The 18,274-nt window shown below is 39.9% G+C and carries 9 protein-coding genes; 5 read left to right on the top strand and 4 right to left on the bottom strand.

Features of this window, described 5'->3' with window-relative positions; all coding sequences use genetic code 11:
• Positions 1-166 precede the first annotated feature (166 nt).
• On the top strand, positions 167-937 hold the full coding sequence (locus IL355_RS00780; protein ID WP_192460312.1) for a cupin domain-containing protein: 771 nt from the start codon (positions 167-169) through the stop codon (positions 935-937).
• Here IL355_RS00780 and IL355_RS00775 read toward each other — a convergent pair.
• Positions 934-2,862: a sialate O-acetylesterase gene (locus IL355_RS00775; RefSeq protein ID WP_192460311.1), complete on the bottom strand. Its 1,929-nt coding sequence runs from the start codon at positions 2,860-2,862 to the stop codon at positions 934-936. The two genes, IL355_RS00780 and IL355_RS00775, sit on opposite strands and share 4 nt — an antisense overlap.
• A gap of 21 nt (positions 2,863-2,883) precedes the next feature.
• Positions 2,884-5,052 carry an alpha-glucuronidase family glycosyl hydrolase gene (locus IL355_RS00770; RefSeq protein WP_380081196.1) on the bottom strand — a complete coding sequence of 723 codons (2,169 nt, stop codon included), beginning with the start codon at positions 5,050-5,052 and terminating at the stop codon, positions 2,884-2,886.
• A 331-nt stretch (positions 5,053-5,383) separates the two neighbouring features.
• Here IL355_RS00770 and IL355_RS00765 point away from each other — a divergent pair, with 331 nt between their 5' ends.
• From IL355_RS00765 to IL355_RS00750, 4 genes are all read left to right on the top strand, one after another.
• A complete protein-coding gene (locus IL355_RS00765) occupies positions 5,384-9,508 on the top strand; it encodes a hybrid sensor histidine kinase/response regulator transcription factor (protein WP_192460310.1) in 4,125 nt (1,374 codons plus the stop codon).
• Positions 9,509-9,689: 181 nt separating this feature from the next.
• The gene (locus tag IL355_RS00760; RefSeq protein WP_192460309.1) at positions 9,690-10,832 is read left to right on the top strand and encodes an endo-1,4-beta-xylanase; all 1,143 of its coding nucleotides are present in this window, start codon (positions 9,690-9,692) and stop codon (positions 10,830-10,832) included.
• 24 nt (positions 10,833-10,856) lie between these two features.
• Positions 10,857-12,299, top strand: a complete 1,443-nt coding sequence (locus tag IL355_RS00755; protein ID WP_192460308.1) for an MFS transporter — start codon at positions 10,857-10,859, stop codon at positions 12,297-12,299.
• A 19-nt stretch (positions 12,300-12,318) separates the two neighbouring features.
• On the top strand, positions 12,319-13,356 hold the full coding sequence (locus IL355_RS00750; RefSeq protein WP_192460307.1) for a glycoside hydrolase family 43 protein: 1,038 nt from the start codon (positions 12,319-12,321) through the stop codon (positions 13,354-13,356).
• On the opposite strand, the gene IL355_RS00745 is transcribed toward IL355_RS00750, so the two are convergent.
• Together IL355_RS00745 and IL355_RS00740 are read right to left on the bottom strand one after the other, a co-directional pair.
• The gene (locus tag IL355_RS00745; RefSeq protein WP_192460306.1) at positions 13,353-16,655 is read right to left on the bottom strand and encodes a VCBS repeat-containing protein; all 3,303 of its coding nucleotides are present in this window, start codon (positions 16,653-16,655) and stop codon (positions 13,353-13,355) included. The two genes, IL355_RS00750 and IL355_RS00745, sit on opposite strands and share 4 nt — an antisense overlap.
• A gap of 128 nt (positions 16,656-16,783) precedes the next feature.
• Positions 16,784-18,271, bottom strand: coding sequence for a RagB/SusD family nutrient uptake outer membrane protein (locus IL355_RS00740; RefSeq protein ID WP_192460305.1), 1,488 nt, complete (start codon positions 18,269-18,271; stop codon positions 16,784-16,786).
• Positions 18,272-18,274: the final 3 nt, after the last annotated feature.

Raw genomic sequence — 18,274 nt, 5'->3', positions numbered from 1 at the left:
TAAGTAATCGATTACATAAAAACACAAAAGTAATTCATTTATTATTCTTAAAAAAGATGGATTTTACCAGTATTCTTGGGTTTGATAGTACTTAACATCTTCTTTTTCATTATCTTGGTTTGATGTCTCCGTAATCAAATCTCAACTTCAACTAAACACTATTAAGATGAAAAATATGCTAACAGGAATGGTATTGTTCACTTCCTTTATGATAAATGCTCAAATGGAACCTATAAAAGAAGGACTTTACGCGTGGGATGAATTTCCGGTGAAAAAATCGGACTTAAAAGAAGGGCGCGCGATATTAGAGGGTACTTCTCCAGATTTAGAGTACATTGAAATGCACGCAACTACCCAGAAACCGGGAGCAACCCCTGGCCCTGCACATGCAAATGAAGATATTGAGGAATGTATTATCGTACGGGAGGGCACCATGAAAATTACCATTGAGGGTGAAAGTAAAATTTTAGGTCCTGAGGGTGTTATTTTGTTAATGCCCCAACAGATGCACCAAATGGAAAACGTGGGCGATTCGGATTTGACGTATTATGTAATTAGGTATCGATCTAAAAAGCCGATGAACATCGAGCGGGCTTCAAAAGCTGGAGGTTCTTTAATGCTCAATGCAGATTCCCTTACCTTTAAACCAAGTTCAAGAGGGGGTGGTGTACCCTATTTCGATAGGGAAACGGCCATGTGCGAGCGTTACGAAATGCATGTAACCCAATTGGATAAATTAGGCCCCAGTCATGAACCGCATACACACGTGGAAACAGAAATTATTTTAATGATGGCCGGTAATACTGAGATGACCATTTCGGGTAAAACGTATCAGGCGGGCCCCGGTGATTTTTACCTGGCGAAATCAGGCTCATTGCACGGCATCAAAAATCTTGGCGAAGGTTCTTGTCGTTACTTCGCCTTTAAATGGAACTAATCTTTTTTTAACTCGAATGGAGAAACAGGCAACCCTTCTTTTGAAAACAGATTGGCTCTTTCGGGGTTGTTAGACCATGCATAGCGCACTGCAACAGGGTTTTTGATTCCTTTTAGGTGTACAAACACCTTATCACCTTCAAGCTTTGCTTGTGCCATTTGAAATGTTTTGCCATCATCGGAAAGCTCAAAAGTTTGCAAGGGCTTTCCGTCCTTCGACATTAACCCTTCTTTCAAATAATTGAATTCTATTTCAACACGATCGGTAAGAAAATCAGCGTTCTTGGGTACCGGGCTGGTCAATGCATTTTCATCTTCGTACGCTAATCGATAAGAAAGTTGGGCCAAACGTTTACCTACATCTCTTTTATTCAAAGGGTGGATGTCATTCCACTCGCCAATATCTGTAATGACTGCCATTCCGGTATTCGGAAGGTCTAAAGTTTGTAGCTGGGCCTGCCTTAATTGTGCCCAGTCACTTTCTACCGGTTTGTGGGTTTCCTCCATAAAATTGGCCAACTGAACAAATAGAAAAGGGAAATCGTCCATACTCCATTTAGCCCTCCAGTTTTTAATAAGTGCTGTAAAGGTTTCAAAATAACTATTAGGGTCATTTGTGTTAGACTCCCCTTGATACCAGATGGTACCCTTGATTTTATAGTTTAACAAGGGCGCAATCATCTTGTTGTAGAGTCCGCCAGGTTTCCAACGGATAAAAGTAGGTCCTTGTAAAGGGGCCATTTTAGTACCCAATCGATACTTCCAATCTCCTTTCAAATCGAGGGTGTCCTTCCCGTTAGTTAGAAAATAGGGCTTGTCTTTGATAAAACCTCCTTTTCCGCTTTCGTTGATGAGTCTAACGGTAATTACATTGTCACCTTCGCTTAGTAGGGAGTCAGGGACCTGATATTTTCTGGGCGGATATTGGTAACCCGTAGTGCCAACAAAATGTCCATTAACATAGACATGGTCCTGATCCACCATTCTGCCCAGCCACAGTTTATTGTTTCCGCCAGACCAATTATTTGGTAGATTGATATGCTTCCTAAACCACACTACGCCGTTGGTATTTTTTAATCCTTGCTCTTCCCAGAAATTGGGCATTTTCATGGTTTTCCATGAGGAGTCATCCAGATTTTTTTGAAACCATTCTTTTCCGGTTTTAAAGCCTTGGTCCTCTGTGTTTAATTTCTGATACCATGCCCTTTGTCGAGCTTGGTCTTTTTCTTCTGTAGAGGAAATTAGGTCGTCATTTTTATACCGTTGCATTTCTTCAAAGGCTTTAGGGAATTTTCTTAAGGCATCTTCGCTCATCCATGCTTCTACGGGTGAGCCGCCCAAAGCGGCATTGATCAAGCCTACCGGAACATCGTATTTTTCGTAAATATCTTTGGCAAAGAAGTAAGCGACTCCGGAAAAATCCATGAGATTTTCAGGGTTGGCTTCCTTCCATTCGCCTGCATCAAAATCCGAATGCGCCTCTTTAAAATCATATTTGTCGGCCACCAAAAACTGCCTGATCTGCGAATTTTTAGAGTTGGCTATAACTTCCGGATAAGTGTCGCGTAACCGGTTCATGGTCAGTTCCATGTTCGATTGTCCTGAACATACCCAAACCTCCCCGAACAAGATGTTGCTTAGGGTAATTTCATTATTTCCCTTAAATATAAATTGATGAGGTCCACCTGCTTTTTGTGCTGGTAGTATAAGCTCCCATTCCCCTTGACTGTTGGTGGTGGCAGTAAAAATATCGTCTTTAAATGTTAATTCTATTTTTTCTAGCGGAGAGGCCCATCCCCAAATTTTAAGTTCAGTATCCCGCTGAAAGATGGCACCATCACTTATTAACTTGGGTAGTTTTATCTGAGCGAGACCTAATGTGTTTACTATTAATAGAAACACTATAGAAAAAATAAATTTTTTCATGAATTCAATTTTATAAAAAAATTAATTCCAACGCGGCCTAATACCAGGTGCAAAAGGAAATTTTAAAGATTTGTAGTATTCTAAGTCGTGCTCCGGTTTTTCTACACCTACGGGCAATTCTTGTTTGGAAAAGGTCTGGAAATAAAGCAAACAGGCATCGCGCCACCATTTAGCTTCCTTATACTGAATAGTGAGTAGCATGTTAACTTCTTTGTGTTGCTCTGCACTCACATAAGGTTTCATTTGGTTCCAAGTTTCTTGCATTTTAGCCACTTGGTTCACGCCCTTTTGGTATTTTTTTGCCAATCCGTTCCAGAGTGTCTCCCCGTTCTTTAGTTGATAATCCCAAGGCAGGTGATGGAACCAAAGTAAATACTCCTCAGGGCAGGTTTTGGGGTCGTTGAACATTTCTGCCACAGGCTGTGCATATTGAGCGGTTGCATTACTCCCTGAAGGAGTACGGTCAAAACCAATTCCGTTTTCATCTGCTTGATGGTAATAAACGGGATTCCATTCCGGTCTGCTGAGTTCACTTACCCAAGGTCCAGGGCCATAGTGGTGGCCCGTATCAAAAATGTGATGTAGACCCAAGGGGTTCATATAATTGACTACCGCTTCGCGGGAAGTAACCATCATTTCTTTGATAGGTGCTATAAATTTTTCATCGTTGCTAAAAGTCATTCGCAACCACTCGTCCGCAATCTTTTCGGAGTCTAAATAAGGGTCCCATGCCAGCCTACCAAAGCCATACCAATCTGCTTGCCCAAAAGGATGCCCTGTCCAATTAAGGTCGTTCCCAATATTGGCCACCCCTGCCATTCCTGTAATTTGTTGGCCCTGAAGTGAACCGTCCAAAACCTTGGCTACGGTAGACCCTTTACCCTCCTGATAGGTGTCGGCTTCCAATACTTCTTCATACAATTTGGGAAGGTATACCAGATGTGTACTAAAGCCCAGATACTCTTTGGTAATCTGAAACTCCATCATAATGTGCGTTTTGGGCATGGCTCCGAACATGGGGTGAAAAGGCTCCCGAGGCTGAAAATCAATGGCCCCGTTTTTTACTTGTACTAATACATTGGGCAGAAATTTACCGTCATAGGGTACGAATTCCGAATACGCTTGTTTCGCTCGGTCATCGGCATCGTGTTCGGAGTATACAAAGGCCCTCCAGATAACGTTTCCATTGTGTGGTGCGAGCGCTTTTGCCATCATATTGGCGCCGTCTACATGGTTACGGTCATAATTTTGCGGTCCTGGTTGCCCCTCGGAATTCGCCTTTACCAAAAAGCCGCCAAAATTAGGTATCAAACTATAAATTTCATCCGCTTTGGCTTGCCACCAATCAATTACCTTCTGGTCAAGCGGATCGGCAGTTTCCAATCCGCCAATTTCAATGGGAGCGGAAAACCGTGCTGTTAGATATACTTTTATTCCGTAAGGGCGAAAGGTCTTGGCTAAGGCCTTTACCTTTTCCAAATACATGGGAGTTAAAATCAGTGCATTCGCATTCACGTTGGTGAGTGAAACGGCATTAATGCCAATAGATGCATTGGCACGGGCATAATCTACGTATCGCTGGTCTATATATTCCGGTAGTTTTTGCCAATTCCAAAGGGAAAATCCGGCATAGCCTCGTTCTACGGTACGGTCTAGATTATCCCAATGATTGAGCATACGAATATCAATTTTTGGAGAATCCACTAAGTTTAGGTTGGTGAGCTCCTCAAGCTGCTGCATTAGTGCCAAAACCCTAAAAGTACCGTAAAGCAGGCCGATTTCAGTATGGGCCGTCACGACCAACTTTGTGTTTTTTTCAATTTTGATAGATTTGATTATAAAACCTTCATCTCCCAAATTGTCAACAGCAGCGGAAAACTGTTTTTTAATGTTGGATGGTAGTGCATCCAAAGTTGCAATAATCAAGCTTGAACGCTCTTCAACCACACTTTTGATTTCAGGTTGTTTTTCCAGTAATTGGGGCAGGGCCAATTGTAATTCATTCTTAATAGCTTGAATGGTTTCACTTTTTCCCAAAACAGCCAAAGACGTAGTTGCTTTTTGGTAAGATTTGTTCAGTTTTTCGTTGTCTATTTGTTTATAATTCATCCAGAGGTCATAACCAGGAGTCTGTGATATTCCTAAATAAGTTAGAACGAAAAATAGCAGTAAGAAGAGTTTTGTTTTCAATATAATGTGTTTAGAGTTGCTCGTGAAAAGCCCCTTTTCGGTTTTTATTTACAAGATATAAAAGGTACAAAATAAGTGTGAACCTTACAGTAAATAGATGAAAGACAAATATGTTAGAATGTTTGATGATATAATAGAAAAATCGAGTCCCTTACTACTACATTTGAAGCATAATAAAGTGTACGCTTATCATACACCCTTCCCTAGTTGTCCAGAAATCAGGGTAGTTGCTAGGTGTAATGGTTACACATTAAAATCAATTTCCTATTTTTAAGCTCGTAAATTCCACTACCTCTTGGTCAAAGAGCAGTTTACGACTTAACTCAACTCTATGAAATTCTCTAAGCAGCTATTTTTAGCTATTCTTTTAATGGTCTGTGTTTCCGTGTCCTGCCAAATAACAGATGAGGAATACGCATTTATTGATATAGATAAAGGAATTTCACAAAAGGCCATTTCCACCATTGTTCAAGATCAAAATGGCGTGATATGGATTGGTTCCTATGGGGGCGGGCTCTATAAAAACTATGGTGCCGAGTTAAAAACGTATCGTCAAGAATTCAACAATCCTCATTCCTTAAATAGTTCTTTGATTCAAAATGCCTATGTGGATTCCCATAATAGGATTTGGGTAGGAACGGAAGTTGGTCTAAATGTTTACAATGAAGATTTAGATCAATTTAATCGAGTAAAATTTAAGTTGGGGAATGAAGTTTTGGAAAGTACCGTTGTTTGGGATGTTATAGAAACCGATGATGGTCATTTACTAGCAGGAACCAATGTGGATGGCCTCTTTACAGTAGATGCCAAAAGTTTGACCGCAAGCCCTATACCATTGGTGCCTAGGCCGGAGAAAAATCTCATCATAAAATGCTTTAGGAAAAGGGATGATGGAAAGATTCTTATTGGCACCAATAATGGACTGTTTGAATTTAATGGAAAAAATGCAACTCCCATTGCTCTGCAAGGGGTTTCAACTGAAAAAGGCTTACCGTTTGGTATTGAGTCCATGCTAATTGATGATACCGGTTCGCTTTGGTTGGGAACCTTCAATAGTGGCTTGCTCAAGGTAGAAGCAGATAAGATGAATACCTACCAAACTACCCATTTAACCCTTACGAACGAACGTGTTTTTGCCATGGCGCAGGCTCCCCATGGGAATATTTTGTGCGCTACTGAGAATGATGGATTGATTGTTCTAAAGAAAGATGGTACCCTCATAAAAAACTACAAGTATGATAAGTTTGAGGTAAATGGAATTAAATCCAATTCTATTTGGTCTGTTTTTGTGGATGGGGAAGAACGTATCTGGATGGGGTATTACAACGCTGGTGTGAGTGTCTATGATCGTTCCTATGATAAGTTCAAGGATTTACAAAGCGTTCAAAACGTGCAGAATTCTTTACAATCCTCTTCGGTCACGAGCATTGTAAAAGATAGGCAAAATAGGCTTTGGATAGGCATGGATGGCGGGGGTATAGATGTTTATGATCTTAAGAACAAAAATTTCACCCATCTTATAGACCCCAATAATCCCATAGCTACTGGCTTGGATGCTGTAGATGTCCAGAACCTTTTTTATGATAGTGGAGAAAATTTATGGGTAGCCACGTGGAATTCCGGTGTATACTATCTAAAAAAGGGTTCTCGAAAATTCAAGCATTTTGAGATTGAGAATGTGAATGATCGGATGCATTTTTATAGGGTCATGAATTTTGCTGAGGATATTGAAGGGGTGGTCTGGATTGGAACCAGCGCAAGCGGACTCTATTTTTACGACACTAAGAAGGAGGAGTTTGGTGCAGTCTCGGATGATGATTTTAATAATGAAGCCGAAATAAGAAAAGTGTTGGTAGATCGGGAGAATACCATTTGGGTCGCCACAAATAAAGGGCTGTTCAAGCGTTCCTACATGTCAACGCTACCTTTTGAAAAAGTGGATTTGATTAAGGATAAGGAGGCTATTGCCGCAGAGAAAAGCATGTTGAACATGGTAGTTTCATTATGTGAAGACCGTTACGGCAATATTTGGATCGGTACAGATGGTGCCGGGTTATGGAAACATGATTTTAGAAGTAAGGAAATTACATGGTATAACCGCAGCTCCAGTAATCTAGAACAAGAAAACGTTGTTACCATTCTTGAAAGTGATGAAGGCGTACTTTGGGTAGGGGGTAATAACGGGCTTTCTTATTTAAATTCGGAGAATGATAAGTTCGTTAACTTCAATACCAATGACGGCTTATTGTCCAATGATTTTAATTACAATGCTTCTTATAAGGACGAGAACGGCATTATGTACTTTGGTAATTATGAAGGTATTAATATTGTGGACCCCAAACGTATTGTTACCAATGAAAATAGGCCGCCTATTTATTTTACGGACTTAAAGATTCACAATAAAAGCACAAGGGTTGGTGATAAAAACACCCCGTTGACCAGAGCTTTTGGCAAGACAGACCATATTGAGCTCGGCCATCAACAATCTGTTTTCACAATTGAATATGCAGCGGTTAATTACACCCGACCGGAAAAGAACCAGTATGCCTATTTTTTGGAAGGATTAGAAGAAACTTGGAATTTTGTAGGTAATACAACTACCGCACATTATACGAATCTTTCCCCAGGGGATTATATTTTTAGGGTAAAGGCTTCCAATAATGATGGCGTCTGGAATGAGGAAGTGAAAAGTCTTTCCATCACAGTCCTTCCTCCCTGGTGGAAGACCCATGTGGCTTTTGCCTGCTATTTTATAATGCTTGGCTCCGTAACCCTCTTTGCAACTCGTTTGGTTAGGGATCGGTTACGTGAGAAGAGAATAGCGCAATTTGAACGTGAAAAACGGATACAGGAGGAAGAATTAAATAACAGAAAAATTCAATTCTTCACTAATATTTCCCACGAGTTTAGAACTCCCCTAACATTGATTTTAAATCCTCTGGAAGCCATTATTTCTGAGCAGGATACGAAATTGCCCCTTGCGCTAAAGGACAAGTTGTTAACGGTAAGAAAAAACACGGGAAGACTTAAAAGATTGATTGATGAGCTTATGGACTTTAGAAAACTACAGCTCAATAAATTTTCATTAAAGGTTTCGGAAATCAATGCCGTTGATTTTACAAAGGAGGTGGTTGAACATTTTAAAGAGGAAGCAACTTTGAAAAACATTGCCCTTATGTTGGAAACTCCTGAGGAAGACATTACCGTATGGAGCGATCAAGGCATGTTGGAAAAAGTTCTATTTAATATTCTAAGTAATGCATTTAAGATTACACCTGATAATGGAACCATAACTGTTGGTTTATCTAAATGTGAAAAAGGAAAAAGGTTTCCGTTGGTAGATGATAAAAAGCCAATGGAGGGCATTGAAATATTCATAGAAGATACCGGTAGTGGTATTAGCCAGGAGGAAGTAAAGAATGTTTTTGAACGTTTCTATCAAGTTAAAAACATGAACAGCCAATATTACGGTGGCACCGGTATTGGTCTTGAAGTGGTAAAAAGTTTTGTAAATCTGTTGAAAGGTACAGTTGAGGTAGAAAGTGAGGAAACCGTCGGAACCAAATTTCGGATTTTTCTACCTTTAGGTAAGGCACATTTTGAGCGAGGAGAGTTCCTTTACAAAGAACCCCAAATACCGCTAGAGGAGTCCGGTAGTAATAGTACAGTTCCAAAACCTATAGAGGCGTACAACAATGCCTCGTCCAAAAAAACGGTTCTGTTGGTAGAGGACAATACGGAGTTACGATCCTATCTAAGGGATGAACTGCAGCATGAGTATAAGGTACTGGAAGCTGCCAATGGGATATTAGGACTGGAAATGGCTGCCAAAAAAACACCACACTTAATTATAACAGATGTTGTTATGCCGGAAATGGATGGTTTTGAATTTTCCGAAGAGATAAAAAAGGATATAAAAACCAGTCATATCCCAATCGTGATGCTTACGGCAAAAACCATGAATGAAGATTGGGTTAAAGGCATTGAGTGCGGGGCGGATATTTATTTGAGCAAGCCGTTTGACATGACGGTGTTAAGAACACAGTTGAGAAGGTTGCTCACCAGTAGGCAAATTTTATTGGATAAGTTTGGTAGTGATGGCACCAGCGTTAAGATACCGGAGCATACCACTCAATTGGATAAGAACTTTATAGAAAAAGTAATAGACTTTATTGTAAAGAATATAGCTGATGAAAACCTTAATGTGGAGTTATTGGCGGAAGAGCTTAACCTTAGTAGAAGTCAGCTTTACCGAAAAATAAAGGCACTTACCGGTTGTACTGCCAACGAGTTTTTAAGAAAGTTAAGATTGGAGAAGGCCAAAGAAATAATTGAAAAGGGAGATGCCTCGATCAGTGAAGTTTGCTTTCAAGTTGGGTTTTCTTCCCCTTCCTATTTTACCAAGTGTTTTAAGGCGCATTTTGGTATTCTTCCCACGGAGTTAAAGCAGGATTAGTATATTCAACGCGCTATGCCACAAAATTGACAGTTCTTGCTTCAAATCTATTAAGCTAGGCAACTTAATTCTCCGATTTTTACATAGTTGTCACCATACCGTCCTTAAACAGGATTTTGCGCTTAATTGGATATGGAATATGCCGATTTTCCAAATGCGTGCCCGGTATCAATATTAAACTATGGTTCATATTTATCGTCTTTTGTATGCATTATTCGTTCTTATTCTTTTCACCTTGTTCGGCTGTAAGGAACATGACAAGAAGCTGACTTCAGAGAAGGAACTACCTTCGAAACCCATCGGACTAAAGCAGAATTATAAAGATGATTTTTTTATAGGGGCCGCCGTTAATGATGCTTTAATTGAAAAAAGAGATAGTTTGGGGCTAGAGCTATTAAAGACAGAGTTTAATAGTATCACCCCAGAAAATATTATGAAGTGGATGCATATACATCCAGGTAAGGGGGTTTATGATTTTAGCCTTCCGGATGCGTATGTTGACTTGGGGGAAAGGTATCAGCTTTTTACCGTAGGGCACACCTTAGTTTGGCACAGTCAATTAGCAGAGTGGGTCACGGAAGTAAAGGATAGCACAGAGCTGAAGGAAGTTATGGAAGACCATATCAATACCATCGTGGGAAGGTATAAAGGTAAAATTGATTCTTGGGATGTGGTGAACGAAGCTTTAAAAGAAGACGGAAGCTTACGAGAGTCGGTATTTTACGAGCTCGCGGGAGAAAAATATCTCGAGTGGGCATTTGAATTGGCTGCCGAGGCTGATCCAGAAGCCCAATTGACCTACAATGATTACAATTTGACCAATCCCGAAAAAAGGGCCGGGGCCATATCAATTGTCAAACAATTAAAGGATAAGGGACTTAAAATTGATGTTGTAGGTATGCAGGGGCATTGGAATTTAAAAGGACCCTCCTTAGAGGAAATTGAGGAAAGTATTTTAGCCTATCATAAGGCGGGGGTAAAAGTGGCCATAACGGAACTGGACATTACCGTTTTGCCCTATCCTTGGGATTTGGAAGGCGCAGAAGTGAGTCAGAATTTTGAAGGAAGCGAATTTATGAATCCCTATCCCGAGAGCTTACCAGATTCCGTACAGCGTGAATTGGCCGATCGTTACCAAAGTATTTTTAAACTATTTCTTAAACACAAGGATAAAATTGACCGTGTCACCTTTTGGGGAATTAATGATGGTAGTTCTTGGCTAAATGGCTGGCCTATAAAGAACCGGACCAATTATCCGTTGTTGTTTGATAGGTCCTACAGGCCAAAGGACGCCTACAAAAGTGTATTGGCACTCAAGAACTAGTATTGAAACCCAACTCAACTTACTATGACATCTCAATCTCAGAAACTATCCGTTAGGGAAAAAATTGGCTATAGCCTTGGTGATTTGGCCGCCAATTTGGTCTTTCAGACCTTGATTACTTATTTGGCCTTTTTCTACACGGATATTTATGGCCTTTCTCCCAAGGATTCATCTGCTATAATGCTTACGGTTGGCCTTATTGCAGCTTTTGTATTTAATCCTTTAATTGGTGCCTTGGCAGATAGAACCTATTCCAAATGGGGGAAATTTAGACCTTGGGTGTTGTTTACAGCTATACCCTTGGGTGCCGTTGCTTTATTTGCCTTCACTACGCCAGATTTTTCATATAAGGGAAAAGTAATTTATGCCATTGTGACCTATACCTTGTTATTGTTGCTCTACGCTGCCAACAACTTACCCTATTCTGCCTTGAGCGGGGTGATAACTGGGGATATGGGTGAACGCAATAGTCTATCTTCCTATAGATTTGTTGCGGTTATGTTCGCACAATTCTTTGTACAGGTTTTTATGTTGGGAATCATCAAAAGCGCTGGAGGAGGAGACATGGCCTTGGGCATCGAAAAAGTGATGACGGTATTGGCCATTGTTGGTACCCTTATGCTAATAATCACATTCTTGACCACGAAGGAGCGGATTGTTCCTGCACCGGAACAGAAGTCCAGTGTGATGGAAGATTTAGGTGATTTGGTCAAGAACAGACCTTGGGTGATAATGCTTACTTTGACCACCTTGGTTTTCATCACCTTGGCAATGAAGGGAGGAGCTTATGTGTATTATTTTGAAAATTTTGTGGATAAGGAAAGCCTGGCCACCTTCATAGCTCCCATATTGGATTCTCTTTCGAGTATAGGACTCAATCAGTTTGGAGAGGACCCTATTTCGGCAGGGTTCGGACTTTTTAATGCGGGGGGTATTATTTTTATGATTGTAGGTATCACGCTCTCAAAAGGTTTGGCGGATAAATATGGAAAGCGGGACGTTTTTGGTACCTTTTTGTTCGTTTCTGCAGTGTTTGTAGCCCTTTTTTATGTCTTTAAACCAGATTCCGTGGGGCTCATGTTCTTGTCACAAATTTGTCATGGGTTTTTCTATGGTATCACCATTCCCATTCTGTGGGCAATGATTGCAGATGTTGCAGATTATTCCGATTGGAAAAATAACCGCCGCGCAACTGCCATTATTTTTTCGGCCATGATGGTAGGTTTAAAAGCAGGTCTGAGTATAGGGGGAGCCATTACCACTTGGGTATTGGGAGTTTTCAACTATGTAGCAAAAGCTCCGGAACAAGCGGACGCGGCCATAGAAGGAATAAAGTTGCTGGTAAGTATTTTTCCGGCCATACCATTTTTTGTAGGAGCGGGACTCTTGTTTTTCTACGAAATCAATAAAAAAATGGAGGTGGAGATTGAGACAGAACTAAGTAAAAGAAGAACCAGCGCCACTTAACTTAATTAAATAAAGAAGTATGCCAGAAGATTCTATAGCACACATAGATTTTGAAGAACTTAATAAAAAGGCTATTTCCCAGCCTTTGGTCAAGCATATGTATACCGCAGATCCTTCGGCTCATGTGTTTGACGGTAAAATTTATATCTATCCATCGCATGATATTGATGCCGGAGAGGCATTTGATGATTTGGGGAGTCATTTTGCCATGGAAGATTATCATGTAATTGCCATGGATAGTGTGGATTCTGAAGGAATAGATTGTGGCGAGGCCCTACACGTAAATGATGTTCCTTGGGCAGAAAAGCAGATGTGGGCACCCGATGCCGCACATAAGAACGGCAAGTATTTCTTGTATTTTCCGGCAAAGGATTATGATGGTATTTTTAGGATTGGGGTAGGGGTAAGTGATACTCCGGATGGTCCATTTATTCCCCAACCGGAAGCAATAAAAAATAGTTTTAGTATAGACCCGGCCGTTTTTGAAGATGAGGACGGGGATTATTACATGTATTTTGGCGGACTATGGGGCGGACAGTTGCAGCGCTGGCGAGAAGGTACATTTAACCCTGATCAGCCTGAAAGTCCCGTAGCGTTCTTACCCAAAGATGACGAACCTGCACTGTTGCCTTACGTTGCAAAAATGAGCGATGACATGCTTGAATTTGCCGAAAAGCCCAAAGAGATTCAGATTGTAGATGAGAACGGAGACCCCTTATTGGCGGGTGATAATGACCGTAGGTTTTTTGAAGCTGCTTGGTTGCACAAATACCATGGAAAGTATTACTTTTCTTATTCTACTGGAGACACTCATTTTATCTGTTATGCGGTGGGCGATTCGCCTTACGGACCCTTTACCTACGGAGGTAGAATCTTAAATCCTGTGGTGGGGTGGACTTCCCATCATTCCATTTGTCAGGTAGAGGACCAATGGTACCTTTTTTATCACGATTCAAGTCTTTCTAAGGGGGTTACTCATTTGCGTTCGGTCAAAGTAGCTAAATTGACCCATAATGCAGATGGAAGCATAGAAACCATTGATCCGTATGGTAATTAGTGAACTTTAATAGGTTGAAGGTAATCATTGTTTTTTACCGCTAGAATGAAATCCTGTTCTTTATAGGTGATGGGTTGTAAATCTTTTACATCTCCAGGAACAAAAAATCCACTTTTTGAAGCCGGTTGGGCCTTAAAATTTCCTAGTCCATCTCCTTTAAGAAAGTATCCGTGCCCTGCATCATTACGGGGGGTTTCAATTTCGGAGGCAAATAAATTACCAGCAATAAGTAAATCTAGGTTCCCATCTTTATCATAATCATTTACCAAAAATTGGTTGATACTACTAAGTTGTGTTTCTATAGGTAATTTTTTTGCTGCCAATTTTCCATTTTCATTTTCCAAATAAATACTACTAAAAGATTTAACTTGATAATGTAAGGAGGAACTAAGAGATTCTTCCGTGTAAACATCCTCTAAGGTAGCTTGGGCAAAACTGGCGTAATTCTCAAATTTTTGTTTAATACCCGGTATTTGCTGTGAAGAACACTCACGACCCCTTAAAGGATATTGTTTTCCTTCGTTATAATAACTTAGCACTATATCCTGCTTGTTGTTCTTGTCAAAGTCATTTACATAAATATCAAAAGTTTCATTTTCAGATGCTTTGTATTTATAGTTGAGGCCATTATTACCAACTACATAATCTATGTCTCCATCCTTGTCAAAATCCCCTTGGGCAATACTCCACCACCAACCCGTCAAGTTTTCATCAAGTCCCATTTCTGCAGATACTTCTTCAAAAGTAGTACCCGTGTTTTTAAATGCTCTAATAGGCATCCATTCTCCTACAATTAAAAGGTCTGTTTGTTTATCGCCGTTAAAATCGGTTACAACGGCCGCAGTTGCCATACCCAAATTATCAAATTCCTTGGGTTGCCAAACTGAATCAACAATATACTTTATTTCTTCTCCTTCACTTATATTTTTTAGTAAGTAGCTTTTTGCCGGCGATGGATATTTTCCTGGCACCTGTCTTCCGAGAACTAAAAGGTCTTCATCTCCATCTTTATCATAATCCAATTGATATACTTTGGATCCGCTTACCTGCATTGCTGGTAGGGCGTTGGGAGATTTTTCAAAATTTCCCTCTCCATCATTTATATAGATTCGGTCTTGTAGGTGAGGTGAATCATGAGTGAATTCGTAACCACCACTAACCACATATAAATCCTTGTCTCCATCTTGGTCTATATCCACAAACAGGGCTCCAACATCTTCTTTTTTAACATCTGAGAGTAAAAAGCTGTTATCGACCTCAATAAATCCTTTTTCCCTTTGGGTATACAATTTTCCCATTTTGCCTGAAGAGGCACCAATATAATAATCATCAAGACCATCATTATTTATATCTGCAACTGCTATTGCCGGACCAAAAGAGGACATTTTATGAGGAAGTAGGACTTGTTTCTTAAAATCGTCAAAATTGTTCTCTTCATGCTTGTATTTAGGGAAATTGTCAAGATTAGTTGATGTAAACAGTTGGGTTGTATTTGACTCTATTGGTTCAATATTTCCGGCTTCCAAATGGTTGAACGTTATTTTCTGATTTACAGAAACATTAGTTCTTATTTCTACCTTGTTATTGGGCCACACAATCCTAAGGGTATCAATACTTTTTAGTTTGCCAAATCCAAAATGTAGTTCTGGAGCAACGGAGGATTGAAATCCCCTGGTCAATGTAAGTTCTTGGAGTTGTGTGGATTCCTTGGTAGAGGCATAAACTCTTGACCCAATTCCAAATTGATTACCCTCGGGGCCTTTAAAGGCAACCTTAAGATAATTGTTTTGGTCTGCACTGTGGTTTTCAAAAATGGATGCTTTGTCATCTATATTGTTGGTGATCACTTCCAAATCCCCATCGTTATCCAAATCTGCATAGACAACCCCATTCGAGAATCCCTCAAATTCGATACCCCATTCTTGGTTGGTCCTTGTAAATTGAAGATTACCTTGATTTTTGAACATGAAATTGTCAATTTTTTCAGAGGGTATTTGCATACTTAGCTGCAATAAGGTATCAGGTTCTAGTTCCACCTTTTTAAGCCTATTAAAATAATCATTGTTATTAATCTCTCTACGGGTACCATTGCTAACGAACAAATCTTTATGGCCGTCGTTATCAAAATCTGCAAATAGGGGACCCCAGCTCCAATCTGTGGAGGACGTTCCCGTAATTCTAGATACATTGGAAAAATGCGGAATACCGTCCTCATTAAAAATCCCGGAATTCAATTGCATGCAATTATGCATATACTGATAGTGAAAGCCTGCATTTACTACGTCCCAAAAGAGTTGGGGGTTCATGCTTGCCATGTTGGCTTTTTTTCTTCTATTGGTTTTGGCATCCATGTCTACTTGAAAGATATCCAAGAAACCATCGTTGTTAAAGTCCGAGATGTCCGCACCCATTCCGTAAAATGCGGTATGGGATGTGGCTTGCTTTACAACCTCTTTAAAGGTGCCATCTTGATTGTTTAAGTAGAGAAGGTCAGGAGAGTTAAAATCACTGGACACGTATACATCTGGCCAACTGTCATTGTTGAGGTCACCCACGGTTGCACTTAAGGAAAGGCCAAAGGCAAATAGACCTGCTTCTTTAGTTACATCGGTAAAGACCCCGCCATCATTTCTGAATAAATGATTGCTTTCAACCTCCTTTGTATTTTGCATTTTATATGTGTAAACAAAAGTAGGGGAATCAAATTTCGTTGGAGGGTAATTTGCAACATATAGGTCTAAATCTCCATCTTTATCATAATCAAAAAATGTGGACTGAACACTATTTCCTATATCGTTAAGACCATATTCACTCGCTTTTTCGGAAAAAGTTCCATCTCCATTATTTATAAAGAGTTGATTGTCCTTTGGTCCAAATTTACCTCCTACAGAGCAATAGATATCCAATAGTCCATCTCCGTTTACATCTCCCATTGTTACACCTGTATACCACCTATTATCTCCTGATACTCCAGCTTTTTCGGTAACATCTTCAAATTGCAAATTTCCCTTGTTCAGATATAATTTGTTGGATACTTGGTTCCCGGTAAAGTAAATATCTAAAAGCCCGTCCCCATTAATATCCCCAGTTGCAATACCACCACCCATATAGAGATAGGAATATGTGAAATAATTTAAAGAGTCATTTTCAGTTAGGAGGTTTTTAAAATCGATACCAGAGTCCTCTGCTCTTAGAGTTGAGAATATCTTTTTACTTTTACCCTTATCCAATTCTTCGTCACTTTTACACCCAAAAAGTAAACTTAAAAGTAACCCAATGATAATAGCGAGTTGCTTCATAATATATTTCAACTTAATAAAAGAAATCTATAATTGTCTCGTAAATGGAAAAAAACAGCGTGCAACCAAACACGCTGTTTTAATGAAAAAACTAAACTAACTTAAAGAAACTATTTTAAATAAAAATTTTAGTAACCAGGGTTTTGGTCCGCCGAGGTAATATTAATGTTTGCATCTATTTCAGCCTGTGGAATAGGTAACAATTCGTGTTTTCCTACCTGAAAATTAGTTCCGGCCAGTTCTGTATCTGCAATCCCCCAACGGATAATATCATTAAATCTACATTGTTCCCCAGCCAACTCTACTTTTCTCTCATGAACCAGTGCATCAAATACCTGAGATTGTGATAAACCTGTAGCAAGAGGGGCTAGACCGGCTCTTTCACGAACCCTATTTATTAATCCAATTGCAGTATCTTGATCTCCTCCAGGGCGCATACTTTCGCATTCCGCCATCATTAGGAGCACATCCGCATATCTCATGTACTTGAAGTTTATACCTGAGGTTTGGTCTTCATTGGCGTCCTTGTAATAGTTATTATATTTGGACCAACCGGCATTGCCACCACCATTACTTGGAAAATGGTCTACAACCAAAGTACTGTCCGGCCCAAAAGTATCTCCATTTACATAAAAAGATTGTTCAAATCTAATGTCTCCATCCTCGTATTCGTTTAAAAGATCATCTGACGGAAATACGTTGAACCAATCATTAAAACCATACTCCTGACCTCTAAAGGTAGCTTCATTAGGACCTTCCCCGCTTCTGTCAGAGTTCCATTGTGCGCTAAATCCTAGGTCGTCATCATATTGAATTTCAAATATAGATTCAATTCCAAATTCCGTTTCTTCTTTAAAATTGTTGAAATAATCTTCCTCTAAGTCATAACCCTGTAGAGAATTAAATTGGGCCAAGGCATCATCATACCTCTCAAGAAAGAGATAAACCTTACCGAGAAGTCCTTGTGCGGCTCCTTTTGTAGCGCGCCCGTTTTCTTCTTCCCCTTTAGTTTTTAAAGCGGGAATGGCTTCTTGTAAATCCTTAATGATTTGTTCATAAATTTCGTCCTTGCTATTTTTTGGCAAACCAACGCCATCATCAGGAGGAAGGGAAGTAATTAAAGGGGCGTCACCATATCTGGTAACAATCAGAAAATAAAAAAGGGCTCTCAAAAACTTGGCTTCTGCAATGGCCTTTTGTTTATCGGCATTACTCATTACAGAGGGAAGGATTTCATTGATGATTGATTCGTTCTCAATTACAAAGTTGGCTTTGTTGATACCGCGGTAACAACTTTCCCAATAGGCGCCAATTGCCCCATGACTTGAATCAAATGTAAAATCCAAATACTGCCTTTTATCAGCCTCTAATTGGTTGTTACCACCATTTTCATGGGCCATATTGTCCATCATAAAGAACATATGCCTACTGTAAAGACCACGTGTCTGCAAATTGGAATATACAGCATTTACGGCAGATTGAACCTGAACTGGATTTTGAAAAAACGTATCCGGCGAAAGTTCGTTAGGATTGGTGAGCTCCAATGATTCCTCGTTGCAGCTAAGAACTAAGCCCAAGCTGGCAAGAATCGTTAGGATAAATTTATTATTTCTCATAGT

It is taken from the genome of Euzebyella saccharophila (assembly GCF_014855495.1).
Classification (GTDB): domain Bacteria; phylum Bacteroidota; class Bacteroidia; order Flavobacteriales; family Flavobacteriaceae; genus Euzebyella; species Euzebyella saccharophila.
Note: the sequence above shows the minus strand (reverse complement) of the source record. Positions and strands in the feature narration are given on the sequence as shown.

Coding starts and splice junctions, on each gene's coding strand:
- IL355_RS00745 (WP_192460306.1), bottom strand. CDS start 16,655: ATGAAGCAACTCGCTATTATCATTGGGTTACTTTTAAGTTTACTTTTT.
- IL355_RS00740 (WP_192460305.1), bottom strand. CDS start 18,271: ATGAGAAATAATAAATTTATCCTAACGATTCTTGCCAGCTTGGGCTTA.
- IL355_RS00775 (WP_192460311.1), bottom strand. CDS start 2,862: ATGAAAAAATTTATTTTTTCTATAGTGTTTCTATTAATAGTAAACACA.
- IL355_RS00755 (WP_192460308.1), top strand. CDS start 10,857: ATGACATCTCAATCTCAGAAACTATCCGTTAGGGAAAAAATTGGCTAT.
- IL355_RS00760 (WP_192460309.1), top strand. CDS start 9,690: ATGGTTCATATTTATCGTCTTTTGTATGCATTATTCGTTCTTATTCTT.
- IL355_RS00750 (WP_192460307.1), top strand. CDS start 12,319: ATGCCAGAAGATTCTATAGCACACATAGATTTTGAAGAACTTAATAAA.
- IL355_RS00765 (WP_192460310.1), top strand. CDS start 5,384: ATGAAATTCTCTAAGCAGCTATTTTTAGCTATTCTTTTAATGGTCTGT.
- IL355_RS00780 (WP_192460312.1), top strand. CDS start 167: ATGAAAAATATGCTAACAGGAATGGTATTGTTCACTTCCTTTATGATA.